Origin of the sequence: Citrobacter sp. Cpo074 (genome assembly GCF_030332745.1) — a bacterium.
GTDB lineage: Bacteria > Pseudomonadota > Gammaproteobacteria > Enterobacterales > Enterobacteriaceae > Citrobacter > Citrobacter portucalensis.
Genome location: NZ_JAOWHG010000030.1, coordinates 86,848 through 110,738, shown reverse-complemented (window position 1 = coordinate 110,738; position 23,891 = coordinate 86,848). Strand labels below are relative to the sequence as shown.

Annotated in this window: 18 protein-coding genes and 1 pseudogene; 11 read left to right on the top strand and 8 right to left on the bottom strand. The window is 53.1% G+C overall.

Translation table 11 applies throughout. The features are described 5' to 3' along the window. Positions 1 to 116 precede the first annotated feature (116 nt). Together gntK and gntU are read left to right on the top strand one after the other, a co-directional pair. Positions 117 to 647 (top strand): gluconokinase, encoded by a 531-nt coding sequence (gene gntK / locus OGX83_RS13325; RefSeq protein WP_003023475.1) that lies wholly within the window; start codon positions 117 to 119, stop codon positions 645 to 647. Continuing rightward, positions 647 to 1,987: a gluconate transporter gene (gene gntU, locus OGX83_RS13320; protein WP_003827609.1), complete on the top strand. Its 1,341-nt coding sequence runs from the start codon at positions 647 to 649 to the stop codon at positions 1,985 to 1,987. The genes gntK and gntU overlap by 1 nt, the downstream gene beginning before the upstream one ends. Here gntU and OGX83_RS13315 read toward each other — a convergent pair. The 3 genes and pseudogenes from OGX83_RS13315 to yhgN form a co-directional block, all read right to left on the bottom strand. Further along, a pseudogene (locus tag OGX83_RS13315) lies at positions 1,910 to 2,089 on the bottom strand (MarC family protein); the annotation flags it as partial. The gene gntU and the pseudogene OGX83_RS13315 overlap by 78 nt on opposite strands. Then, on the bottom strand, positions 2,083 to 2,529 hold the full coding sequence (locus tag OGX83_RS13310; protein ID WP_111464609.1) for a hypothetical protein: 447 nt from the start codon (positions 2,527 to 2,529) through the stop codon (positions 2,083 to 2,085). The pseudogene OGX83_RS13315 and the gene OGX83_RS13310, both read right to left, overlap by 7 nt. A 1,029-nt stretch (positions 2,530 to 3,558) precedes the next feature. After that, the gene (yhgN, locus tag OGX83_RS13305) at positions 3,559 to 4,152 is read right to left on the bottom strand and encodes an NAAT family transporter YhgN (RefSeq protein ID WP_003023480.1); all 594 of its coding nucleotides are present in this window, start codon (positions 4,150 to 4,152) and stop codon (positions 3,559 to 3,561) included. Between the two features lie 190 nt (positions 4,153 to 4,342). Here yhgN and asd point away from each other — a divergent pair, with 190 nt between their 5' ends. The 6 genes from asd to glgP all read left to right on the top strand — a co-directional run bounded on the left by asd (position 4,343) and on the right by glgP (position 15,092). Next, complete coding sequence (gene asd / locus OGX83_RS13300) at positions 4,343 to 5,449, top strand: aspartate-semialdehyde dehydrogenase (RefSeq protein ID WP_003827614.1); 1,107 nt, start codon at positions 4,343 to 4,345, stop codon at positions 5,447 to 5,449. Positions 5,450 to 5,722: 273 nt separating this feature from the next. Then, positions 5,723 to 7,906 carry a 1,4-alpha-glucan branching enzyme gene (glgB, locus tag OGX83_RS13295; RefSeq protein WP_032945237.1) on the top strand — a complete coding sequence of 728 codons (2,184 nt, stop codon included), beginning with the start codon at positions 5,723 to 5,725 and terminating at the stop codon, positions 7,904 to 7,906. Next, positions 7,906 to 9,882 (top strand): glycogen debranching protein GlgX, encoded by a 1,977-nt coding sequence (glgX, locus tag OGX83_RS13290; protein WP_286588239.1) that lies wholly within the window; start codon positions 7,906 to 7,908, stop codon positions 9,880 to 9,882. The genes glgB and glgX overlap by 1 nt, the downstream gene beginning before the upstream one ends. Before the next feature lie 14 nt (positions 9,883 to 9,896). Continuing rightward, complete coding sequence (glgC, locus tag OGX83_RS13285; RefSeq protein WP_003827621.1) at positions 9,897 to 11,192, top strand: glucose-1-phosphate adenylyltransferase; 1,296 nt, start codon at positions 9,897 to 9,899, stop codon at positions 11,190 to 11,192. Further along, positions 11,192 to 12,625, top strand: coding sequence for a glycogen synthase GlgA (gene glgA / locus OGX83_RS13280; RefSeq protein ID WP_008786345.1), 1,434 nt, complete (start codon positions 11,192 to 11,194; stop codon positions 12,623 to 12,625). The genes glgC and glgA overlap by 1 nt, the downstream gene beginning before the upstream one ends. Positions 12,626 to 12,644: 19 nt before the next feature. Then, positions 12,645 to 15,092, top strand: a complete 2,448-nt coding sequence (gene glgP, locus OGX83_RS13275; protein WP_286588235.1) for a glycogen phosphorylase — start codon at positions 12,645 to 12,647, stop codon at positions 15,090 to 15,092. 90 nt (positions 15,093 to 15,182) lie between these two features. On the opposite strand, the gene glpD is transcribed toward glgP, so the two are convergent. Then, complete coding sequence (glpD, locus tag OGX83_RS13270) at positions 15,183 to 16,691, bottom strand: glycerol-3-phosphate dehydrogenase (RefSeq protein ID WP_008786343.1); 1,509 nt, start codon at positions 16,689 to 16,691, stop codon at positions 15,183 to 15,185. A 198-nt stretch (positions 16,692 to 16,889) separates the two neighbouring features. On the opposite strand from glpD, the gene glpE reads away from it, so the two are divergent. The 3 genes from glpE (at position 16,890) to OGX83_RS13255 (ending at position 18,929) form a co-directional block, all read left to right on the top strand. After that, positions 16,890 to 17,216: a thiosulfate sulfurtransferase GlpE gene (glpE, locus tag OGX83_RS13265; protein ID WP_003827629.1), complete on the top strand. Its 327-nt coding sequence runs from the start codon at positions 16,890 to 16,892 to the stop codon at positions 17,214 to 17,216. A 75-nt stretch (positions 17,217 to 17,291) separates the two neighbouring features. After that, positions 17,292 to 18,125, top strand: a complete 834-nt coding sequence (glpG, locus tag OGX83_RS13260) for a rhomboid family intramembrane serine protease GlpG (protein WP_008786341.1) — start codon at positions 17,292 to 17,294, stop codon at positions 18,123 to 18,125. A gap of 45 nt (positions 18,126 to 18,170) precedes the next feature. Continuing rightward, entirely contained in the window at positions 18,171 to 18,929 is a 759-nt protein-coding gene (locus tag OGX83_RS13255; protein ID WP_003023499.1) for a DeoR/GlpR family transcriptional regulator, read from the top strand. A 41-nt stretch (positions 18,930 to 18,970) separates the two neighbouring features. On the opposite strand, the gene malT is transcribed toward OGX83_RS13255, so the two are convergent. The 4 genes from malT to OGX83_RS13240 form a co-directional block, all read right to left on the bottom strand. Next, positions 18,971 to 21,676, bottom strand: a complete 2,706-nt coding sequence (gene malT, locus OGX83_RS13250; RefSeq protein ID WP_003827634.1) for an HTH-type transcriptional regulator MalT — start codon at positions 21,674 to 21,676, stop codon at positions 18,971 to 18,973. 394 nt (positions 21,677 to 22,070) lie between these two features. After that, positions 22,071 to 22,391 (bottom strand): DUF1240 domain-containing protein, encoded by a 321-nt coding sequence (locus tag OGX83_RS22800; RefSeq protein ID WP_353622193.1) that lies wholly within the window; start codon positions 22,389 to 22,391, stop codon positions 22,071 to 22,073. 123 nt (positions 22,392 to 22,514) lie between these two features. Next, complete coding sequence (locus OGX83_RS13245; protein WP_286588232.1) at positions 22,515 to 23,378, bottom strand: hypothetical protein; 864 nt, start codon at positions 23,376 to 23,378, stop codon at positions 22,515 to 22,517. A 29-nt stretch (positions 23,379 to 23,407) separates the two neighbouring features. After that, complete coding sequence (locus tag OGX83_RS13240) at positions 23,408 to 23,887, bottom strand: Hcp family type VI secretion system effector (protein WP_213752615.1); 480 nt, start codon at positions 23,885 to 23,887, stop codon at positions 23,408 to 23,410. Positions 23,888 to 23,891 lie beyond the last annotated feature (4 nt).

Sequence of the window (23,891 nt, the reverse complement as noted above, 5' to 3'; positions counted from 1 at the left end):
CTTATACACTTCGAGCACGAATGGATATTGCTTCTCTATTTATCCGGCTGGACAATGTTACCGATAACAGTTACCCGTAACAATTTCCTGATTCTTGTACCAGTGGGGGCAACGCTTTGAGCACGACTAATCATGATCACCACGTTTACGTTCTGATGGGCGTATCGGGCAGCGGTAAATCTGCTGTCGCCAGCGAAGTGGCGCATCAACTGCAGGCCGCGTTTCTTGATGGCGATTTTCTCCATCCGCGCAGCAACATCATGAAAATGGCTTCCGGTGAGCCACTCAACGATGACGACCGTAAACCGTGGCTACAGGCGCTGAATGACGCCGCTTTTGCGATGCAGCGTACCAACAAGGTTTCGCTGATCGTCTGTTCTGCCTTGAAAAAAGTCTACCGCGACCAGTTGCGCGACGGTAACCCGAACCTCTCTTTCATTTATCTGAAAGGGGATTTTGACGTTATCGAAAGCCGTCTGAAGGCGCGTAAAGGCCACTTCTTCAAAACGCAGATGCTGGTTACCCAGTTTGAAGCGCTGGAAGAACCGGGTGCGAATGAAAACGATGTACTGGTGGTCGATATCGATCAACCACTGGACGGTGTGGTCGCCAGCACCATTGAGGTTATTAACCAAGGCAGTAAGTAGTGAGCACATTAACGCTTGTTTTAACAGCAGTAGGGTCCGTTTTATTACTGCTGTTTTTAGTGATGAAGGCGCGTATGCACGCCTTCGTTGCTTTGATGGTGGTATCCATTGGTGCAGGTCTCTTTTCCGGTATGCCGCTCGATAAAATCGCGGCGACCATGGAAAAAGGGATGGGAGGCACGCTCGGTTTCCTGGCGATTGTGGTGGCGCTGGGGGCGATGTTCGGCAAGATTTTGCATGAGACCGGCGCGGTCGATCAGATTGCCGTCAAAATGCTGAAATCCTTCGGTCATAGCCGCGCACATTACGCGATTGGCCTGGCCGGTCTGATTTGCGCGCTGCCGCTGTTCTTTGAGGTGGCGATTGTGCTGCTGATTAGCGTAGCGTTCTCAATGGCGCGCCATACCGGTACTAACCTGGTTAAGTTGGTCATTCCGCTGTTTGCGGGCGTGGCGGCTGCCGCAGCGTTCCTGCTGCCGGGGCCTGCGCCGATGCTGCTGGCCTCTCAGATGCACGCCGACTTTGGCTGGATGATCCTGATTGGCCTGTGCGCCGCGATCCCGGGCATGATTATCGCCGGGCCGCTGTGGGGTAACTTCATCAGCCGTTACGTTGAGCTGCACGTACCGGAAGACATTACCGAGCCGCATCTGGGCGAAGGCAAAATGCCCTCCTTTGGCTTCAGCTTATCGCTTATCCTGCTGCCGCTGGTGCTGGTTGGTCTGAAAACCATCGCCGCACGCTTTGTTCCGGTCGGTTCTTCAACCTACGAATGGTTCGAGTTTATCGGTCATCCGTTTACCGCGATTCTGGTTGCCTGTCTGGTGGCGATTTACGGTCTGGCGGTGCGCCAGGGCATGCCAAAAGACCGCGTGATGGAAATCTGCGGCCATGCGCTTCAGCCAGCGGGGATTATTCTGCTGGTGATTGGTGCGGGCGGCGTGTTCAAACAGGTACTGGTAGATTCCGGCGTTGGCCCTGCACTGGGCGAAGCGTTAACCGGTATGGGCTTGCCGATCGCTATCACCTGCTTCGTGCTGGCGGCGGCGGTGCGTATCATTCAGGGGTCCGCGACAGTGGCCTGCTTAACGGCGGTCGGTCTGGTGATGCCGGTGATTGAGCAACTGAACTACTCCGGTGCCCAGATGGCGGCGCTGTCTATCTGTATCGCGGGCGGCTCTATCGTGGTCAGCCACGTTAACGACGCTGGTTTCTGGTTGTTCGGTAAATTTACCGGTGCGACTGAAGCGCAAACGCTGAAGACCTGGACGATGATGGAAACCATCCTCGGTACGGTCGGCGCGATTGTCGGTATGATTGCTTTCCAGCTGTTGAGCTGATGGCATTGCCCGGTGGCGCTAGCGCTTACCGGGCCTGGAAACGAGCACATATCGACACCGTAGGCCGGGTAAGGCGAAGCCGCCACCCGGCTTTTTTACAGCACCATCACCCCATCCTCGGTTTTCAACCAGCGCGGCGCTTTCAGTGTGTCGGCGAAATAATCCACCAAATCCTGCAGCAAATCACCCGCCACCCGCTCCATATCATCAGAAAGCGTTTTGCTCATCAGCAAATGCGTTAAAAGCTGGCAGTAACGCCCCATCTGATCTGGTTCGGGTTCAAAGAGGGGAGAGCGGGTCGGTAAGGTTTCTACCGTCAGGCTAGCCTGTAGATGCTGCGGTACAGGTTCCGTTAAGGTTGGTTGTAGTAGTGCCAGACAGGCCGACAGGCGCGCACAAATCGCCAGTTTTTCTACCGGGTCATGACATTCAACAAGCCCTTCGACAAAACGCTCACAGTTATCCGCCAGTTCGGTGAAGTCCGTGGCATGGCTAAAGGGAAGGGTAAATAAAGAGTATGAAAAGAGAGGGGTAGTAGCCATAGGGCAGCCTCCGATGAGTGATTTTCATCCACCACTGGAGAGGCTAATCTCACTGGAGGTGGAGCCGAACAGGGTTAGCCTTACCGGCCTCATCGGATACCGGCGCGTCTTGCGACGCCCCCGCCCGGTCCACCATTGGAGTGTACCTAAGCGTGCGACACAAAAATACTTGCGTCACCGATGAAGGAGTTCAGAAGGCTAATTCTGGCACCTGATTTTGCAGGTGCAGCGAGAAGATAATGCTTATCCGTGATGCTGACAAGAGGGCATTCCGGAAGGCGCTTCGCAGAAATGAAAATACGTTTTCTCAGCGGTTTAAAAGCATAAGGAATACCTGGTATTACAGTGCAATGCCGTTCAGTTAAGCATGTAGGGTGAACATGTGATTATTGCTCAGGGTTCCGTTCACCTCAGTGGTGTCATTTCTCTGAAGCGCTGATGCCCGTGAACGTGCAAGGGAGGCTCACCGCCGCCTCCCTTGCAACCCAGGCTCCCGGCGGGAAAATCGTCGCTGCGCGAGTTATTCGTCTTATTCCGTCTGCCTGTCGGGTCGGGGCCGAGCCTGCATCCATGCAGGCCGTCCCCTCTGCCCGCATCCCTGCGGGCAGACCCGGTCAGCCGTCAACACCTCATCGATTTTCAGCCGGACCAGGGTGTCGCTTCAGCGCTCTGGCTTTCAGCTATATCCGTTTTGCTGTTCACAGGTATTCAAGTAAAAGCTCAGGTGGTCAGGTGTGGGCTGGTCCGGCTGAAAATTGCCGACGCGTTTCCGTAAGGCCGGGAGAACCCGCAGGGATGCGGGTTCAGGGCGCGTTTTGCATGGACGCTGCCTCGCGCCCGGCCCGGTAGCCTGGAGGAATAAGTGGAGGGAACCACAAAGTGGCAATTTTCCTGCCGGGAGCCGGGATTGTTAAGGGGGCTGCGTAGCCCCCTTAACACGTTCACTGGTGACGAGATCTCAGAGAAGCAATGAACATAACGTGAACGGAATCGTTCTCTGAAATGCCATGCTCTCCAGCTTCAAAACGGTTACCCCTTCATCCACATCCGAACGCCGTCGAGGAACATCTGGGTTGCCATCATCACCAGAATCAGCCCCATCAGGCGTTCCAGCGCGTTAACCCCTTTCTCTCCCAGCAGGCGTAAAAACAGCGAAGACTGCAGCAAAATCACGAATGTACCGCCCCAGGCGATCAGCAGCGCAATCACCAGATGCCCCATCTGGTTTGGGTACTGATGCGACAACAGCATTAATGAGGCCAGGATTGTCGGCCCGGCTACCAGCGGAATCGCCAGCGGTACGATAAATGGCTCTTCACCAGCCGGAAGCCCGGTGCTATTCCCGGTGGCGCTGGGGAAAATCATCTTAATGGCGATCAGGAACAGAATGATGCCCCCGGAGATCGATACGGTTTCCGCGCGCAGGTTAAGAAATGCCAGAATTTTCTCGCCCGCAAACAGGAATATCAGCATCACCAACAGCGCAATAAACAGCTCGCGAATCATAATCGCGCGGCGACGTTTTGGTTCGGTATGTTTCAATACGGACATGAAAATGGGCAGGTTTCCGAGCGGATCCATAATCAGGATCAATAAAACTGCCGCTGAAATGATTTCATTCATAACTCAAATTCCCTGATAATTACCGCGGACTTTCTGCTTGCTTGCGCAGCGGGATAAGTCGCATTACTGATGGCTTCGCTATCATTGATTAATTTCACTTGCGACTTTGGCTGCTTTTTGTATGGTGAAGGATAGGCCAGTAGGATACTGGTTAGCATACACAGCACACATCTCTGCAGGAAAAAACGCTATGAAAAATGTTGGTTTTATCGGCTGGCGCGGTATGGTCGGCTCTGTTCTCATGCAACGCATGGTTGAGGAGCGTGACTTCGACGCCATTCGCCCTGTTTTCTTTTCTACTTCCCAGCTTGGGCAGGCGGCACCGACGTTCGGTGGCACCGCGACCGGCACACTTCAGGACGCTTTTGATCTGGATGCGCTGAAGGCGCTCGATATCATCGTGACCTGTCAGGGCGGCGATTATACCAACGAAATCTATCCAAAGCTTCGTGAAAGCGGTTGGCAGGGTTACTGGATTGACGCAGCCTCTTCGCTGCGTATGAAAGACGATGCCATCATTATTCTCGATCCGGTTAACCAGGATGTCATCACCGACGGCCTGAACAAAGGCATTAAGACCTTTGTTGGCGGCAACTGTACCGTTAGCCTGATGCTGATGTCCCTCGGTGGCCTGTTTGCCAATGACCTGGTTGACTGGGTTTCCGTGGCGACCTATCAGGCGGCTTCCGGCGGCGGCGCGCGCCATATGCGTGAACTGCTGTCTCAGATGGGTCATCTGTATGGCCATGTGGCCGAGGAACTGGCGACCCCTTCCTCTGCTATTCTCGACATCGAACGTAAAGTGACGACCCTGTCCCGCAGCGGCGAACTGCCGGTTGATAACTTTGGCGTACCGCTGGCCGGTAGCCTGATTCCGTGGATCGACAAACAGCTCGATAACGGTCAGAGCCGCGAAGAGTGGAAGGGACAGGCGGAAACCAACAAAATTCTCAACACGTCTTCCGTGATCCCGGTTGATGGTCTGTGCGTGCGCGTCGGCGCGCTGCGCTGCCACAGCCAGGCGTTCACCATTAAACTGAAAAAAGATGTGTCTATTCCGACCGTGGAAGAACTGCTGGCGGCGCACAATCCGTGGGCCAAAGTTGTACCAAACGATCGGGATATCACCATGCGTGAGTTAACCCCGGCGGCCGTTACCGGCACGCTGACCACGCCAGTAGGCCGTCTGCGTAAGCTGAACATGGGACCGGAGTTCCTGTCAGCCTTTACCGTGGGCGACCAGTTGCTGTGGGGTGCTGCGGAGCCATTGCGCCGTATGCTGCGCCAATTGGCGTAATAGTTTGTTAACGATCAAGGGGTGAGGAATCACCCCTTTTTTTGCGTAATACAGGAGTAAGCGCAGATGTTTCATTTTTTACCAGGAGTAAGATAAAGCATTGGCTATTCTTTAAGGGTGACTTAGTACCGGAGGTATTAAGTTGTTGCCTGAAGGTGGGACGACGCAGAGAGGATGCACAATTGTGCTGCGCCGTTCAGGTCAAAAAAAGTGTCACTACCTGATGTCGAAAATCAGTTGGAAGGGGTGACGCCATAAAACAGGATGACAACCATGTCCGTTCGTATCGATAGAGACGTGATTAATGCGCTAATTGCAGGCCATTTTGCGGATCCTTTTTCCGTACTCGGTATGCACCAAACTGATGCTGGACTTGAAGTCCGCGCCCTATTACCTGACGCCACCGAAGTGTGGGTAATCGAACCCAAAACCGGACGCAAAGTCGGCAAGCTGGATTGCCTCGACTCTCGCGGTTTTTTCTGTGCAGTACTTCCCCGCCGTAAAAATTTCTTTCGCTATCAGCTGGCCGTTGTCTGGCATGGACAGCAGAATCTGATTGATGACCCTTATCGTTTTGGCCCGCTGATCCAGGATATGGATGCCTGGCTGTTATCTGAAGGTACGCATCTGCGACCTTACGAAACGCTGGGTGCGCATGCGGATACCATGGATGGCGTAACCGGTACGCGCTTCTCAGTCTGGGCGCCTAACGCTCAACGCGTGTCAGTGGTTGGGCAGTTCAACTACTGGGATGGTCGTCGCCACCCAATGCGCCTGCGCAAAGAAAGCGGTATCTGGGAGCTGTTTATCCCCGGCGCGCAGCATGGTCAGCTGTATAAATACGAGATGATCGATGCCAACGGTAAGCTGCGAATCAAAGCGGACCCTTACGCCTTCGAAGCGCAAATGCGTCCGGAAACCGCGTCGCTTATCTGTGGTCTGCCGGAAAAAGTAGTGCAAAGCGAGGCGCGCAAAAAAGCCAACCAGTTTGATGCACCGATCTCTATCTATGAAGTGCACCTGGGCTCATGGCGTCGTCATACCGATAACAACTTCTGGCTGAGCTACCGCGAACTGGCGGATCAGTTAGTGCCGTACGCTAAGTGGATGGGCTTTACCCACCTTGAACTGTTGCCGATTAACGAGCATCCGTTCGACGGTAGCTGGGGCTACCAGCCTACCGGTATGTATGCGCCGACCCGTCGCTTCGGGACGCGCGATGATTTCCGCTATTTCGTGAATGCCGCGCATCAGGCGGGGCTGAACGTCATTCTCGACTGGGTGCCGGGTCATTTCCCGTCGGACGACTTTGGTTTGGCAGAGTTTGATGGCACCAACCTGTATGAGCACAGCGACCCGCGCGAAGGATATCACCAGGACTGGAACACGCTGATCTACAACTATGGTCGCCGTGAAGTCAGCAACTACCTGGTGGGCAACGCCCTGTACTGGATTGAACGCTTTGGTATTGACGCGTTGCGCGTGGATGCCGTGGCGTCGATGATTTATCGCGACTACAGCCGCAAAGAAGGGGAATGGATCCCAAACGAATTTGGTGGTCGTGAAAACCTCGAAGCCATTGAATTTTTGCGCAATACCAACCGCATTCTTGGCGAGCAGGTGCCTGGTGCGGTGAGTATGGCGGAAGAGTCCACCGACTTTGCCGGCGTTTCAAGACCACAGGATATGGGCGGTTTAGGGTTCTGGTATAAGTGGAACCTCGGCTGGATGCACGACACGCTGGACTACATGAAGCTGGACCCGATTCATCGTCAGTACCATCACGACAAGCTGACCTTCGGCATGCTGTACAACTACACCGAAAACTTTGTCCTGCCGCTGTCGCATGATGAAGTGGTACACGGTAAAAAATCCATTCTCGATCGCATGCCAGGAGACGCATGGCAGAAGTTTGCCAACCTGCGCGCCTACTACGGCTGGATGTGGGCCTTCCCGGGAAAAAAACTGCTGTTTATGGGCAACGAGTTTGCGCAGGGACGTGAATGGAACCATGACGCCAGCCTCGACTGGCACCTGCTGGAAGGTGGCGATAACTGGCACCACGGCGTACAGCGTCTGGTGCGCGATCTGAACCACACCTACCGTCATCACAAAGCGCTGCACGAACTCGACTTTGACGCCTATGGCTTTGAGTGGCTGGTGGTAGATGACAACGAACGTTCGGTGCTGGCTTTCGTGCGTCGTGACAAGGTCGGCAATGAAATCATCGTGGTCAGCAACTTTACGCCTGTGCCCCGCCACGGCTATCGCTTCGGTATCAATCAACCAGGCAAATGGCGTGAGATCCTCAATACCGACTCGATGCATTACCACGGTAGCAATACCGGCAATGGCGGTGCGGTGCACAGCGATGAAATCGCCAGCCATGGTCGTCAGCACTCACTGAGCCTCACGTTACCGCCGTTGGCAACGATCTGGCTGGTTCGGGAGGGGTAATGACGCAACTGGCAACCGGCAACGCCACCCCCCATGGTGCAACGTATGACGGCCATGGTGTCAATTTCACACTCTTCTCAGCCCACGCTGAACGCGTTGAATTATGCGTATTCGATGAGCAAGGGTGCGAACTTCGCTATGACCTGCCGGGGCGTAGCGGTGATGTCTGGCACGGCTATCTGGCCAACGCCCGGCCCGGTCTGCGCTATGGCTATCGTGTTCATGGCCCATGGCAACCGCAGCAGGGCCACCGGTTTAATCCGGCCAAGCTGCTGCTTGACCCTTGCGCCCGTCGGGTGGATGGCGAGTTAAAAGATAACCCGCTGCTGCACGGTGGGCTAAATGAACCGGATCATCATGATAATGCCACCATCGCGCTGAAGGGCGTGGTGGTGTCCGATCATTATGACTGGGAGGATGATACCCCGCCGCGCACGCCGTGGGGCAATACCGTGATTTACGAAGCGCATGTCAAAGGGTTGACGTATTTGCATCCTGAGCTGCCGGAAGAGATTCGCGGAACCTACAAAGCGCTGGGCCATCCAGTGATGATCGATTACTTCAAGCGCCTCGGCATTACCGCGCTGGAGCTGCTGCCGGTGGCGCATTTTGCCAGCGAACCACGGCTTCAGCGGCTGGGGCTGTCGAACTATTGGGGCTACAACCCGGTAGCGATGTTTGCGCTGCATCCGGCCTATGCCTGTTCGCCGGAGAGTGCGCTTGATGAGTTTCGCGACGCGGTAAAAGCGCTGCACAAAGCGGGGATTGAGGTCATTCTCGATATCGTTTTGAACCACAGCGCCGAGCTGGATCTCGAAGGCCCCGTCTTCTCGCTGCGCGGAATTGATAACCGTAGCTATTATTGGATCAGGGACGATGGTGATTACTACAACTGGACCGGTTGTGGGAACACCCTCAATCTGAGCCATCCGGGTGTTGTGGAATACGCATGTGAATGCCTGCGCTACTGGGTTGAAACCTGCCATGTGGATGGTTTTCGTTTTGATTTGGCTTCCGTCATGGGGCGTACACCTGTGTTTCGTCAGGATGCGCCACTGTTTACCGCGATCCAAAACTGTCCTCTGCTCTCACGCGTTAAGCTGATTGCGGAACCGTGGGATATTGGTGAAGGCGGGTATCAGGTGGGGAATTTTCCCCCGCCGTTTGCCGAGTGGAATGACCATTTCCGCGATGCGACCCGACGCTTCTGGCTCCAGCGTAATCTCTCGTTGGGTGAGTTTGCCGGGCGTTTTGCCGCATCAAGCGACGTGTTTAAACGCGATGGTCGCAAACCCAGCGCGACGGTCAATCTGGTGACTGCGCACGACGGTTTTACGCTACGCGACTGTGTGTGCTTCACAAATAAGCACAATGAAGCGAATGGTGAGGAAAATCGCGACGGCACTAGCAATAACTACAGCGACAATCATGGTAAAGAAGGATTAGGCGGCACGCTGGACCTGATTGAGCGGCGGCGCGACAGCATTCATGCGCTGTTATCCACGCTGTTGCTCTCCCAGGGGACGCCGATGTTGCTGGCGGGCGATGAGCATGGTCATAGCCAGCACGGCAACAATAACGCTTACTGCCAGGATAACGCCCTGACCTGGCTGGACTGGCAGCAGGCAAACAGCGGACTAACCACATTTACCGCTGCCCTGATCCATCTTCGCCAGCAAATTCCTGCACTGACGGGTGATCGCTGGTGGGAAGAGGGCGATGGCAATGTTCGTTGGCTGAATAAGTACGCACAACCCTTAAGTGCGGATGAGTGGCAAAACGGCCCGAGGCAGATGCAAATCCTGCTTTCAGACCGTTTTCTGATTGCAATAAATGCCACGCTTGAGGTGACAGATATCGTTTTACCTGAAGGGGAATGGTGCGCCGTTCCCCCATTTGCCGGAGAGGATAATCCGGTGCTTACGGCTGTCTGGCAGGGACCTGCGCACGGACTGTGTGTGTTCCAGAGAAGATAAAAAAGGAGTTAGTCATGGTGAGTTTAGAGAAGAACGATCGTGTAATGTTGGCGCGCCAGCTGCCATTAAAATCTGTTGCCCTGATCCTGGCCGGTGGCCGCGGTACCCGCTTAAAAGATTTAACCAACAAACGTGCCAAACCTGCTGTGCACTTTGGCGGTAAGTTCCGCATTATCGATTTTGCCTTATCCAACTGTATTAACTCCGGGATCCGCCGAATTGGCGTGATCACCCAGTACCAGTCCCACACGCTGGTGCAGCATATTCAGCGCGGCTGGTCGTTCTTTAGCGAAGAGATGAACGAGTTTGTCGATCTGCTGCCTGCCCAGCAGAGAATGCAGGGTGAAAACTGGTATCGCGGTACGGCGGATGCGGTGACCCAAAACCTGGACATCATTCGACGCTATAAAGCGGAATATGTGGTGATCCTCGCGGGCGATCATATCTACAAGCAGGACTACTCACGCATGCTGATCGACCACGTCGAGAAAGGCGCGCGTTGCACCGTGGCCTGTATGCCAGTGCCTATTGAAGAGGCCAGCGCGTTTGGCGTAATGGACGTGGACGACACCGATAAAATTATCGAGTTCGTTGAAAAACCCGCCAACCCGCCAGCTATGCCAGGTGACCCGACCAAATCTCTTGCCAGTATGGGGATCTACGTTTTCAACGCCGATTATCTATATGAATTGCTGGCGGAAGATGACCTCGATGAAAACTCCAGTCACGATTTCGGTAAAGACATTATCCCGAAAATCACCGAAGCTGGCATGGCGTATGCACATCCATTCCCGTTGTCCTGCGTGCAGTCTGACCCGGAATCCGAGCCGTACTGGCGTGACGTGGGTACGCTGGAAGCCTACTGGAAGGCGAACCTCGATCTGGCTTCGGTGACGCCTGAACTGGACATGTACGACCAGGACTGGCCAATCCGTACGCACATGGAATCGCTGCCACCGGCGAAATTTGTTCAGGACCGTTCCGGCAGCCACGGAATGACGCTGAACTCGCTGGTTTCTGGCGGATGCATAATTTCAGGTTCGGTGGTGGTGCAGTCCGTTCTGTTCCCGCGAGTGCGGGTGAATTCATTCTGTAACATTGATTCGGCAGTGTTGTTACCTGAAGTGTGGGTGGGACGTTCGTGCCGCTTACGTCGTTGCATTATCGACCGCGCCTGCGTTATTCCCGAAGGCATGGTGATTGGTGAAAACGCGGAAGAAGATGCGCGTCGTTTCTACCGTTCAGAGGAAGGTATTGTGCTGGTCACGCGTGAAATGCTACGCAAACTGCAGATCAAACAGGAGCGATAATGCAGGTTTTACACGTTTGTTCAGAGATGTTCCCCCTGTTAAAAACCGGGGGACTGGCGGATGTTATTGGGGCGTTACCCGCAGCGCAAATAGCGGACGGCGTGGATGCCCGCGTGCTGCTCCCGGCGTTTCCTGATATTCGTCGCGGCATTCCCGATGCGCAGGTAGTGACGCGTCGGGATACCTTCGCCGGACGTATCACGCTGCTGTTCGGGCATTTCAACGGCGTGGGTATTTACCTGATTGACGCGCCGCATCTCTATGACCGCCCCGGTAGCCCGTATCACGACACTAACCTGTATGCGTATACCGATAACGTGCAGCGTTTTGCATTGCTGGGCTGGGTTGGCTGTGAAATGGCCTGTGGCCTTGACCCATTCTGGCGCCCGGATGTGGTGCATGCGCACGACTGGCATGCGGGTCTGGCTCCGGCGTATCTGGCGGCGCGCGGCCATCCGGCGAAATCGGTGTTCACCGTCCACAATCTGGCGTATCAAGGCATGTTTTATGCAAAGCATATGGATGACATCCAATTGCCATGGTCGTTCTTTAATGTGCACGGACTGGAGTTTAACGGGCAGATTTCGTTTCTGAAGGCAGGGTTGTACTACGCCGACCACATTACGGCGGTCAGTCCGACCTACGCGCGGGAAATTACCGAGCCGCAGTTTGCCTACGGGATGGAAGGTCTGTTGCAGCAGCGTCATCGTGAAGGCCGTCTTTCCGGCGTGCTGAACGGCGTTGATGAAAAAATCTGGAGCCCGGAAACCGATCTCCTGCTGGCATCGCGATATACGCGCGACACGCTGGAGGAGAAGGCAGAAAACAAACGTCAGCTTCAGATAGCGATGGGACTTAAGGTCAACGATAAAGTACCGCTGTTTGCCGTGGTGAGCCGTCTGACCAGTCAAAAAGGGCTGGATCTGGTGCTGGAAGCGCTGCCGGGGTTGTTAGAGCAGGGTGGACAGTTGGCATTGCTAGGCGCGGGCGATCCGGTATTACAGGAAGGATTCCTCGCCGCAGCGGCGGAACATCCAGGACAGGTGGGTGTGCAGATCGGCTATCACGAAGCCTTCTCGCACCGCATCATGGGTGGGGCCGATGTGATATTGGTTCCCAGCCGTTTTGAGCCGTGTGGCTTAACGCAGTTGTATGGACTGAAGTACGGCACGCTGCCGCTGGTGCGGCGCACCGGTGGGCTGGCTGATACAGTCTCTGACAGTTCGCTGGAAAACCTGGCGGACGGTATCGCCAGTGGGTTTGTATTTGAAGATAGTAATGCCTGGTCGCTGTTACGCGCGATCCGGCGTGCTTTCGTATTGTGGTCCCGGCCTTCGCTTTGGCGGTTTGTACAACGTCAGGCCATGACCATGGATTTTAGCTGGCAAGTCGCGGCGAAGTCATACCGTGAGCTTTACTATCGCTTGAAATAGATATCCAGGAATCACCTATATGAATGCTCCATTTACTTATGCATCGCCCACACTCAGCGTAGAGGCACTTAAGCATTCTATTGCCTATAAGCTGATGTTCACGATTGGTAAGGACCCGGTCATTGCCAATAAACATGAGTGGCTGAACGCCACGTTGTTCGCGGTGCGCGACCGTCTCGTGGAGCGCTGGCTGCGTTCTAACCGTGCGCAATTATCTCAGGAAACTCGTCAGGTGTATTACTTGTCTATGGAGTTTCTGATTGGCCGCACGCTTTCCAATGCACTGTTATCGCTGGGCATTTATGACGATGTCAAAAATGCGCTGGAAGGTATGGGGTTGGATCTTGAAGATCTGATCGACGAAGAAAACGACCCGGGTCTTGGCAATGGCGGTCTCGGGCGTCTGGCGGCCTGCTTCCTGGACTCTCTGGCAACGCTGGGATTGCCGGGACGCGGTTACGGTATTCGTTATGACTACGGCATGTTCAAGCAGAACATTGTTGATGGCCGCCAGAAAGAGTCGCCGGACTACTGGCTGGAATACGGTAACCCGTGGGAATTCAAACGCCACAACACGCGCTACAAAGTGCGTTTTGGCGGGCGTATTCAGCAGGAAGGTAAGAAAACGCGCTGGATAGAAACCGAAGAGATCCTCGCGGTCGCCTACGACCAGATTATCCCCGGCTACGACACCGACGCCACCAACACGCTGCGCCTGTGGAATGCCCAGGCCAGTAGCGAGATTAATCTCGGTAAATTTAACCAGGGCGACTACTTTGCGGCGGTGGAAGATAAAAACCACTCCGAGAACGTCTCCCGCGTACTGTACCCGGACGACTCCACCTATTCAGGACGCGAACTGCGGTTGCGCCAGGAGTATTTCCTGGTCTCCTCCACGGTGCAGGACATTCTGAGCCGTCATTACCAGCTGCACAAAACCTACAACAACCTGGCGGATAAAATCGCCATTCACCTCAACGACACCCATCCGGTGCTGTCGATCCCTGAGCTGATGCGACTGCTGATCGATGAGCATAAGTTCAGCTGGGATGATGCGTTTGAGGTCTGCTGTCAGGTCTTCTCGTATACCAACCACACTTTGATGAGCGAAGCGCTGGAGACCTGGCCCGTCGATATGCTGGGCAAAATTTTGCCGCGCCATCTGCAAATCATCTTTGAGATCAACGACTACTTCCTGAAGACGTTGCAGGAACAGTATCCGAACGATACCGCTCTGCTGGGGCGGACGTCGATTATCGATGAGTCTAACGGCCGTCGCGTGCGTATGGCATGGCTGGCGGTGGTGGTGAGCCACAAGGTAAACGGCGTTTCTGAGCTGCACTCCAACCTGATGGTGCAGTCGCTGTTTGCTGATTTTGCGAAGATTTTCCCGACTCGCTTCTGCAACGTCACCAACGGCGTGACGCCGCGTCGCTGGCTGGCGCTAGCCAACCCATCGCTTTCCAATGTGCTGGATGAGAACATTGGCCGTACCTGGCGCACCGATCTCAGCCAGCTCAGTGAGCTTGAACAGCACTGCGATTACCCACTGGTAAATCAGGCGGTGCGCCGCGCGAAGCTGGAGAACAAAAAGCGTCTGGCCACGCTCATTGCCCAGCAGCTGAACGTGGTGGTGAACCCGAAATCGCTGTTTGATGTGCAGATCAAGCGTATTCACGAATACAAACGCCAGTTGATGAACGTGCTGCATGTGATCACCCGCTACAATCGCATTAAGGCCGATCCTGATGCTGAGTGGGTACCGCGTGTGAATATCTTCGCCGGTAAAGCGGCTTCGGCTTATTACATGGCGAAACACATCATTCACCTGATCAACGACGTCGCGAAAGTGATCAACAACGATCCGCAAATTGGCGACAAGCTGAAAGTGGTGTTTATCCCCAACTACAGCGTCAGCCTGGCGCAGGTGATTATTCCTGCCGCCGACCTTTCTGAACAGATTTCTCTGGCCGGGACCGAAGCCTCCGGTACCAGTAATATGAAATTTGCTCTTAACGGTGCGCTGACCATCGGGACGCTGGACGGTGCCAACGTTGAGATGCTGGAGCATGTGGGCGCAGAAAATATCTTTATCTTTGGTAATACGGCGGAAGAGGTCGAGGCTTTACGCAGCCAGGGCTACAAGCCGCGTGAGTATTACGAGAAAGACGAAGAGCTGCACCAGGTGCTGACGCAGATCGGTAGCGGCGTATTCAGCCCTGAGGAGCCGGGACGCTATCGCGACCTGGTGGATTCGCTGATTAACTTTGGCGACCACTATCAGGTTCTGGCGGATTATCGCAGCTACGTTGATTGCCAGGATAAGGTTGATGAACTGTATCGTCACCCGGAAGAGTGGACCACCAAGTCGATGATTAATATCGCCAACATGGGATACTTCTCGTCGGACAGAACGATAAAAGAGTACGCCGAAAACATCTGGCATATCGATTCGGTGCGGTTGTAACACACGATGCCGGGGGCGCTTCGCTTGCCCGGCCTACGTTTATGCACTCTTGTAGGCCGGATAAGGCGCTAGCCGCATCCGGCATTTTTATCAGGACGCCAGCGACAGCTGGTGTTTTTCAATGTACTCCGCCAGCCACTGGGTCATACGCGACTGCTGCTCAGCGTTCAGCCACATACCTTCTTTCGTGCGACGCCACAACGCATCTTCCGCACGACGAACCCATTCATGATCGACCAGATATTTCAGTTCGGCCTCATAAAACTCATGGCCAAAGTCTTCACCTAACTCAGCAAGCGAGGTGGCTTCGCCGATAACCCATTCGGTGTTGCTGCCGTAGGTGCGAGAATAATGGCGTGCCAGCGACTCGGTCAGGAACGGGTAGCGACGGCGCAGTTTGGCCGCGTAATCTTCGCGATCGCCGCCAATGTCACCGCCTGGCAGAATGCACTCTTTCGTCCATGCCGGACCAATTCCCTGGTAGTACGATGCCAGTTTTTCCATCGCGTGCTCAGCCAGCTTACGATAGGTGGTCAGCTTACCGCCAAAGACCGACAGCAACGGCGCTTTGCCGTTTTCGTCGTGGATATCCAGCGTGTAATCACGGGTGATCGCCTGCGGTGAGTCAGACTCGTCATCGCACAGCGGACGCACGCCCGAGTAAGTCCAGACGATATCATCACGACCCAGCTGTTTCTTAAAGTGTGCGTTGTAGACCTTCAGCAGGTAATTGATTTCGCTTTCATCAATTTTCACTGCTTTCGGATCGCCTTTGTATTCAACGTCTGTCGTCCCGATGATCGAGAATTCGTCCATCCATGGGATAACAAACACAATACGCTTATCTTCGTTTTGCAGAATATAAGCTTGCTTCTGGGTATGTACGCGCGGCACTACGATGTGGCTGCCTTTAATCAGGCGAATGCCGTACGGTGATGGCAGGTGCATACCGTCGTCGAAGAACTCTTTCACCCACGGACCGGTGGCGTTGACCAGGCCACGCGCCTGCCAGGTGTATTTTTTGCCGGTATCGATATCTTCAGCTTCAACAATCCACAAACCGTTTTCACGGCGAGCAGAAGTGGCGCGAGTGCGGGTTAATACTTCTCCGCCTTTGCGTACGACCATTTGGGCGTTTGCCAAAACCAGTCGCGCATCGTCTACCCAGCAGTCGGAATATTCGAAACCGCGCACAATCTCAGGTTTCATTACGGAATCTGCGCCAAAACGCAAACCGGTAGAACTTGGCAAACTGGTGCGTTTGCCCAGATGATCGTACATAAACAAACCAATGCGGATCATCCACGCCGGACGCAGATGCGGGCGGTGGGGCAGACGAAAGCGCATCGGGAAGGCGATATGCGGTGCCATTTTCAACAGCACTTCACGTTCGGCCAGCGCTTCGCTTACCAGACGAAATTCGTAGTGTTCCAGGTAGCGCAGGCCACCGTGGATGAGTTTGGAGCTAGCGGAAGAGGTGGCGCAGGCTAAATCCTGCGCTTCCAGCATCAGCACGGATAAACCGCGTCCAGCGGCATCTGCCGCGATACCGGCACCGTTGATGCCTCCACCTATCACAATCAGATCTTTGGTTTCCATGCTGGCCTCTCGCACTTTCGTTATAGCTCATTAATGTTCGTTATCGAGCATAATAGCAAAGAATCGCGCCATTGGTAACATCGGATAAACAATTTACAGTGATACATATAACATTATGGCGTTTAACTGCCGTCGGGACGTACACTAAGCAGTAACATGTCCGAAAAGCATCACCTGCCATATAAAGAAGAGAGAGCAATGGATCAGTTTGAATGTATTAATGTCGAAGAAGCGCATCAGAAGCTGCATCAGGGGAGCGCGGTGTTAGTGGATATCCGTGATCCGCAAAGCTATGCCATGGGTCATGCCCCGCAGGCGTTTCATCTGACGAACGACACGCTGGGGTCATTTATGCGCGAGCATGATTTCGACACCGCCGTGTTGGTGATGTGTTATCACGGCAACAGCAGTAAAGGTGCGGCGCAATATCTTCTTCAGCAAGGCTATGACGCGGTTTACAGCGTTGATGGCGGCTTCGACGCCTGGCATCGACATTTTCCGGCAGAAGTGGCATACGGTTCGTAAGCTAACAAAGATGCAGCCTGAAACGGGTAGGATATATATACTGTCCTCTTTTGTGTGGATGAAGCGACAGCAACCATGTTGATGATTACCTCTTTTGCTAACCCCCGCGTGGCGCAGGCATTTGTTGATTATATGGCGACACAGGGCGTTATCCTGACGATTCAACAACATCAGCAAACGGATGTCTGGCTGGCGGATGAGTCCCAGGCCGAGCGCGTGCATGCTGAACTGGCGAGATTTCTGGAGAATCCGGGCGATCCGCGCTACCTCGCGGCAAGCTGGCAGTCGGGTCAGACCGACAGCGGTCTGCACTACCAGCGTTATCCGTTCCTGGCCACATTGCGCGAACGCGCAGGCCCGGTAACCTGGTTGGTGATGGCCGCGTGTGTGCTGGTGTTTATCGCGATGAACGTGCTGGGCGACCAGGCGGTGATGCTCTGGCTGGCATGGCCGTTTGACCCTTCGCTGAAATTTGAATTCTGGCGTTATTTCACCCACGCTTTTATGCACTTCTCGCTGATGCATATTCTGTTCAACCTGTTGTGGTGGTGGTATCTCGGCGGTGCGGTTGAAAAGCGTCTGGGCAGTGGAAAACTGATTGTAATTACCGTGATCAGCGCCCTGTTGAGCGGCTATGTTCAGCAGAAATTTAGCGGCCCGTGGTTTGGTGGACTGTCTGGCGTGGTATATGCGCTGATGGGCTACGTGTGGTTGCGCGGCGAGCGCGATCCGCAAAGCGGTATTTTCCTGCAGCGTGGTTTGATTATCTTTGCTTTGATCTGGATTGTTGCCGGCTGGTTTGATCTATTCGGCATGTCGATGGCGAATGGCGCTCATGTCGCCGGATTGGCCGTGGGTCTGGCAATGGCGTTTGCCGATACGATGAATGTGCGGAAACGAACTTTGTAGGCCGGATAAGCGTTAGCGCATCCGGCAAAATTTCAGGGAACACTAATGAAGCAAACACAACGACATGACGCGATCATCGAGCTGGTAAAAAAACAGGGATACGTCAGTACTGAAGAGCTGGTGGAGCATTTCTCCGTCAGCCCGCAGACGATTCGCCGCGATCTTAACGATCTGGCCGATCAGAACATGATTTTGCGCCATCACGGCGGCGCGGCGCTGCCATCCAGCTCGGTCAACACCCCGTGGCATGACCGTAAAGCGACGCAGACGGCGGAAAAAGAGCGCATTGCCCGCAAAGTTGCCACGCAAATCCCGAACGGCTCAACGCTGTTTATTGATATCGGAACCACGCCGGAAGCGGTGGCTCACGCGCTGCTTAATCACAGCAATTTACGCATTGTGACCAACAACCTCAATGTGGCGAACACGCTGATGGCGAAAGAGGATTTCCGCATAATCCTCGCCGGTGGTGAACTGCGTAGCCGCGATGGCGGTATTATGGGTGAAGCGACCCTCGACTTTATTTCTCAGTTCCGTCTGGACTTCGGCATCTTAGGGATCAGCGGCATCGACAGCGATGGTTCTCTGCTGGAGTTTGATTATCACGAGGTTCGCACCAAGCGCGCGATCATTGAGAATTCACGGCATGTGATGCTGGTGGTGGACCACTCGAAGTTTGGGCGTAACGCGATGGTGAATATGGGCAGCATCAGCATGGTGGATGCGGTGTATACCGACACGCTGCCGCCTGCTGGTGTGATGCAGGTGATTGCTGACCATCATATCCAGTTAGAGCTGTGCTAAGGTAATTCCAGGCCTGATAAGCGTTGCGTATCAGGCATTAACTAAACGCCGTACCCCATCATCTTCAGCAGCTTCTGCGCATGTTGTACCGCATCCTGGCGATGTGCGACGCCGAGCTTTTGGTACAAATTGCGGATGTGCGTCTTGATGGTCGTTGCCGCGACGGCCAGCTCTCCGGCGATCTGCTCGTTGCTGTAGCCCGAATAAATCAGTCCCAGAACCTGCCATTCGCGCTGGGTCAGCGGGCTGGTGCGGATAAGCTCCGGCACTTCCGGGTGAGTAAGCAGACGCTCAACGAATCCTTCATCGAAGTGGGCAAATTTATGGCGGTGGTGCTGGTTAATCTCACGCAAAATGCGCTGGGCGCGGTGCTGATCGAGTTCCGGTAAGGTATTGAGCTGAATCAGCTGACGCAGTTGTTGCGCCATGGCCTCGCCTTCGATAACAAAGTGGCTGATAAACCCGGTGCGGTTCGCCAGCTGTAGGGCGTCGAGTAACACACGCTGGGCGTCATTTTTGCGCCCTGCCTGCCAGTAGAGCTGATTAAGCAGCAACAGGTTGCGGTTCAGATCGCTCATCAGGCGCAGGTTGCGCGCATTTTCATTCAACTCTTCCAGCACAATCTCAGCCGGTTCAAACTCGCCGAGCAGGATTTGTGCACGAGCGATGTTGCGCCACTGGCTTTGCAGGAAGTGGTTATTGGCGAATTCTGGTTTCGGCGTGTGGCGCAGCCAGTTGGCGGCCGAGTTTTTGTCGCCCACCATTTGCCAGTAAATCACCCGCACCTTATCGGCGTTGGAGATCCAGTCGCTGTGATAGTGACCGTTACCCAGCAGGTTTTCCAGGCGGTTGAGCAGGCTGCGAGCGTTATCGAGATCGCCCCGCGCCAGTGAACACTGAACCAGCAACGCCAGACACTGTAGCTGTTGCTGCGGCTGGAAAGTGGAAAGCAGTTCAATACCGCTACGGGCAGAGGCTTCTGATTCGTCCAGACGCGCCCATGCCCACAGTAGTTGTGCGCGAATACGTACCAGGAATTCGTGCATCGGCAGCTGTTCCAGGTGCTGCTCTTTGATCAGCTGGAATGCTTTTTCCTGAGTTTCCCAGGCGGCCTGTAAAAAGCCCTGGGCAAACAAAATTTCGCTTTGCTGGATAAGACTCCACAGTGCGTAATGCCAGACGTCATGATGGCGCGCCATTTGCTCGGTTTGCTGCATTAACGCCAGAGAGCGCGTGAGATCGCCCTTACAGTGCAGGACTTCGCCGTGCACCGAGGTAGCGACGATCCGGCTATAGAACCAGGCGATGGGTAACTCATCCAGCGCCAGTTTCGCCAGGCGTTCGGCTTCGTCAGGGTTGCCGTCGTTAATCGCTACCTGCGCCCGTAAAGCGTTGAATTCGGCGTGCAGTGTCGGCTCCATGTCGCCTTTCATTTCCTGCTCTGCGCGCGCCAGCAAGGTGTTAACCTCTCCGTAGCGGTGCTGGCTTTGCATCAGCCAGGCTTGCAACAGAACCAGACGCGGATTTTCCAGCAGGCTTTCCCACGGCAGGGCTTTCAGCGACTCTTCCAGTAACGTCAGCTCGCTATGGTTAAACAGTCCCCACGCATGATTAAGCAGGATATCGCGTAGCATATGGGCGTCGCCGGCCGCCAGCGCGTGGTGGATAGCTTCGCTGGGGAAGCCTTGCGCCATCCAGCTTTCAGCTGCGGCGCGGTGTATTTCAGGCAGTTCGTTCGCCAGTTCCCATTGGCAGCGCTGGCGTAAAAAGCTGCCAAACAGGGGGTGATAGCTGAACCACTCGCCAACGTCATCCATTCGCTGCAGGAATAACCCCTGGCGCTCAATTTCTTCCAGCCGCATCTGGCCGTTTTCTTCCCCGGTAACGCGGACGATCAGCGCATCGTTCATGGATCGCAGAATGGCGCTTTTTAGCAGGAAGTGACGGGTGCCGAGGTCGACGCTGTCCAGCACTTCATCAACCAGATAATCGGACAAATGGCTGGCGTTGATCCCCGCGAGGCGTCGTGCTGACTGGTGCGCGGAATGATTGTTCTGGCGGGCGGAAAGGGCGATCAGTTGTAATGCTGTGGCCCAGCCAGCAACGTCATCGCACATCCGGCTGCTTTCAGCTGCTTCGATGGGGGAGGACAAACGTCGGTCGAAAAATTGTTTGGCTTCCTGATGGTTAAAGGCCAGCTGTTGACTGCCTATCTCCAGCAGTTGATCGCGCACCCGCAGGTTGGCAATACCCAACTGCGGCAGATTGCGCGACAGCACGACCAGCGTGAGGTTTTCAGGCTGATGACGCAGGAAGAAACGCATCGCTTCGTGAATGGCCGGATTAGAGATCAGATGATAATCATCTACTACCAGGTAGAGCGGGCGGTGCCACTCGGCCAGTTCGATAAATAGCTGGGCAAACAGTGACGTCAGGCTGGCGTACTGACGTTTTTGCACCATCGCTTCGCTGGTGGTGCAGTGTCCACCGGTTGCCTGTTGGATAGCGGCGATCAGATAACTGGCAAAGCGCTCTTGCTGATTATCGCCCTCATCCAGAGAATACCAGCCTAAATCATTTTTCCCTGCCGCCCATTGTGAAACCAGCGTCGTTTTTCCATAACCAGCAGGACTTGTTATCAGGGCAAGCCTGAAATTGTTCGCGCCGGAAAGTTTAGCCAACAGGCGCTCACGAACCACCGTATGGTCGAGTCGAACCGGACGACTTAATTTAGACGGAATCAACATAAGTTAGTCACTTCACTGTGTGAAAATAGGGAAGAATGATTTTTTTTGCGCTTCGTAATTAATAGATATAAGGTCGGCCAGATTAAGATTTATTGCAAGTTATGTCCGGGATTGGACTGTCTTATTTTGCGCTATGTCACAAATTCTTAAGATGATAGACACCTACTGAAACCGGTGTCAGGATGCGCGGCTGTTGAAGTGTTTGACCAAGGGCGGCGATTGAACCCCTTCTGACGAAGCATGATTTGCTGTTATAGAATTATCTTAATTGTTACTGTTGGTGATAATTTTTAATGTAAATCATTGGTGACTATAGATTTTGCAGAGTTCTATACTCATTTTCTTTGAAAATAACGATTCAATTCCTTAAATTAATAAAAGTATGATGAATCCGTTACCACAAGCCACGTTTATCTACGATAGTTTTACACAGTTCGATATCTGTAACGTAGAAATCATGAAGCTTCTTCTGGGGGCAGGATGTGTATGATAATCCAAACAATAAAAAGGGAATAAGACAGTTAGCAATAATGCCTATGAGAAAGGAAATTACTACAATCATTGTCATCCATAACTCTATTGTAGTGGGCAGTTTTTTCAAACGACCTTCCTTACTAAATAATGCGAAAACAGAAAGTATTGAAAATAGAAATATTGTTGGTATTCCTCCTACTATTGCGCATGTATTTTTGTTATAGGAAATTACATCACCCATTCTAATTAGTGAAAGAAAATTTCCCATTATGCTCCCAGTGAATATCATATAAAGGAGACTACAGAAAAAAATAGTAAGAGAGAAAGATATCAGGCGCAAATGGAGCTTAGTCATTCGCTTTCCTTAAAAAGAGTAAAAATAAGGGCTATTAAAACCATAATTTTCATGTTTACTATGGTGAAGATAGTCGCGAAGTTTGTTCTTTAATGAAACTGATAGCCCTATTTTATCGTCCAGGTCATTTAATTCATAGTTGAAAAATAACCCTACGATAATAATACCAAGAGTCGTGATTACTACAGGAACACTAAATATTGTCAATACTCCAGTAACCATCACTCCAATCACTACTCCCGATACCACCGCTTTTGCTGCATCCATTGAGATATCTACCAAAAAATCTACCATGTCATAATCGGACTTAAAGATCAGTTCGATTGCCCGCCAGGCAAGTGAGAAGTAAATGCAATATTTGACGCCATTTCTAAGGCTGTTATAAAGCCCACGTTTACCCAATGCCATTTCCAGCATCTGTGGATGGCTTGCTCCGTAGCGGGTTCCGTTAAGAATCCGGCGCAGGGCGGGATACCCGGTAATTTTGATATAAGTTTTCCCACCGACTTTGTATTCAATGGCTTTAATGCGGATTGCCCTGAAATTAAAGACCAGCTCCTGTGCGGAATTGTAATAGGTAGTAAGCTTAGAGAGACTGCGGAAGCTATCCAGGCCATCTTTGAAGTTGCCGGGTGCAGCGCGGTAAGAAAAAAATTTATCTACTCCGCCCATTAAATCGTCCGCCACCTGCTGTGCTTCTTCGAGAGTGAGCAGAAGGATGTGATGACTTTGCGTGATAAATGAGCCATCCATAAAGGCCATATCGCGCTGCACAGGGTTCATGGTATGCCAGCTATTAAAATCTCTTGCCTGCGGTCGTTCGTCCTGAAACCTGAGTGAGTTGCCATTTAATGCGTTGTTGCGTTTACGCATGATTTTTCCTTATCAAGAGATGTTTGGCGTCAGAAAATTCGTTCACTCCACAAACTATAAGCGCTGGTACTAGCCATGCAGTGTTCCCAACTAATCGATTCAAAAATAAAGGAAACGCGTTCTTGTGCTTCGTTTCCGTTTTCAATGATATTGTGAGGGACTATTAATTTAATGTTTGATATATGTGCTTTGAATAATTTAATTTTATAATAGACTTCTTGCATTCCTGTAGGTGTGGTACGATAGAGGGATATTTCGCATTCCAGCGTTTCGTTATCGTTGATCGCTTTGTTCAACAAAGGGGACGAACGATCAACAGGTTTGATAATCTGGAGTTCGTGGTGATTAACGTTCTGCTGACGCGTTGTTTCATGCTCAAGTCCATAAATCATAATTTGGTTGAGATGATTTGTCTGAGACTTATTTCCTATAGAGTACCTGGAGCCGCAGTTTTCGGAAATATTACCCTGTAATTCACCTTTCAGAGTAATCCAAGATAAGTTTGCCATATAT

Excerpts from the sequence above, each read along its gene's own strand:
- OGX83_RS13310 (WP_111464609.1), bottom strand. The coding sequence starts at position 2,529 with ATGGCTACTACCCCTCTCTTTTCATACTCTTTATTTACCCTTCCCTTT.
- yhgN (WP_003023480.1), bottom strand. The coding sequence starts at position 4,152 with ATGAATGAAATCATTTCAGCGGCAGTTTTATTGATCCTGATTATGGAT.
- asd (WP_003827614.1), top strand. The coding sequence starts at position 4,343 with ATGAAAAATGTTGGTTTTATCGGCTGGCGCGGTATGGTCGGCTCTGTT.
- glgB (WP_032945237.1), top strand. The coding sequence starts at position 5,723 with ATGTCCGTTCGTATCGATAGAGACGTGATTAATGCGCTAATTGCAGGC.
- glgX (WP_286588239.1), top strand. The coding sequence starts at position 7,906 with ATGACGCAACTGGCAACCGGCAACGCCACCCCCCATGGTGCAACGTAT.
- glgC (WP_003827621.1), top strand. The coding sequence starts at position 9,897 with ATGGTGAGTTTAGAGAAGAACGATCGTGTAATGTTGGCGCGCCAGCTG.
- glgA (WP_008786345.1), top strand. The coding sequence starts at position 11,192 with ATGCAGGTTTTACACGTTTGTTCAGAGATGTTCCCCCTGTTAAAAACC.
- glgP (WP_286588235.1), top strand. The coding sequence starts at position 12,645 with ATGAATGCTCCATTTACTTATGCATCGCCCACACTCAGCGTAGAGGCA.
- glpD (WP_008786343.1), bottom strand. The coding sequence starts at position 16,691 with ATGGAAACCAAAGATCTGATTGTGATAGGTGGAGGCATCAACGGTGCC.
- glpE (WP_003827629.1), top strand. The coding sequence starts at position 16,890 with ATGGATCAGTTTGAATGTATTAATGTCGAAGAAGCGCATCAGAAGCTG.
- glpG (WP_008786341.1), top strand. The coding sequence starts at position 17,292 with ATGTTGATGATTACCTCTTTTGCTAACCCCCGCGTGGCGCAGGCATTT.
- OGX83_RS13255 (WP_003023499.1), top strand. The coding sequence starts at position 18,171 with ATGAAGCAAACACAACGACATGACGCGATCATCGAGCTGGTAAAAAAA.
- malT (WP_003827634.1), bottom strand. The coding sequence starts at position 21,676 with ATGTTGATTCCGTCTAAATTAAGTCGTCCGGTTCGACTCGACCATACG.
- OGX83_RS22800 (WP_353622193.1), bottom strand. The coding sequence starts at position 22,391 with ATGGGTGATGTAATTTCCTATAACAAAAATACATGCGCAATAGTAGGA.
- OGX83_RS13245 (WP_286588232.1), bottom strand. The coding sequence starts at position 23,378 with ATGCGTAAACGCAACAACGCATTAAATGGCAACTCACTCAGGTTTCAG.
- OGX83_RS13240 (WP_213752615.1), bottom strand. The coding sequence starts at position 23,887 with ATGGCAAACTTATCTTGGATTACTCTGAAAGGTGAATTACAGGGTAAT.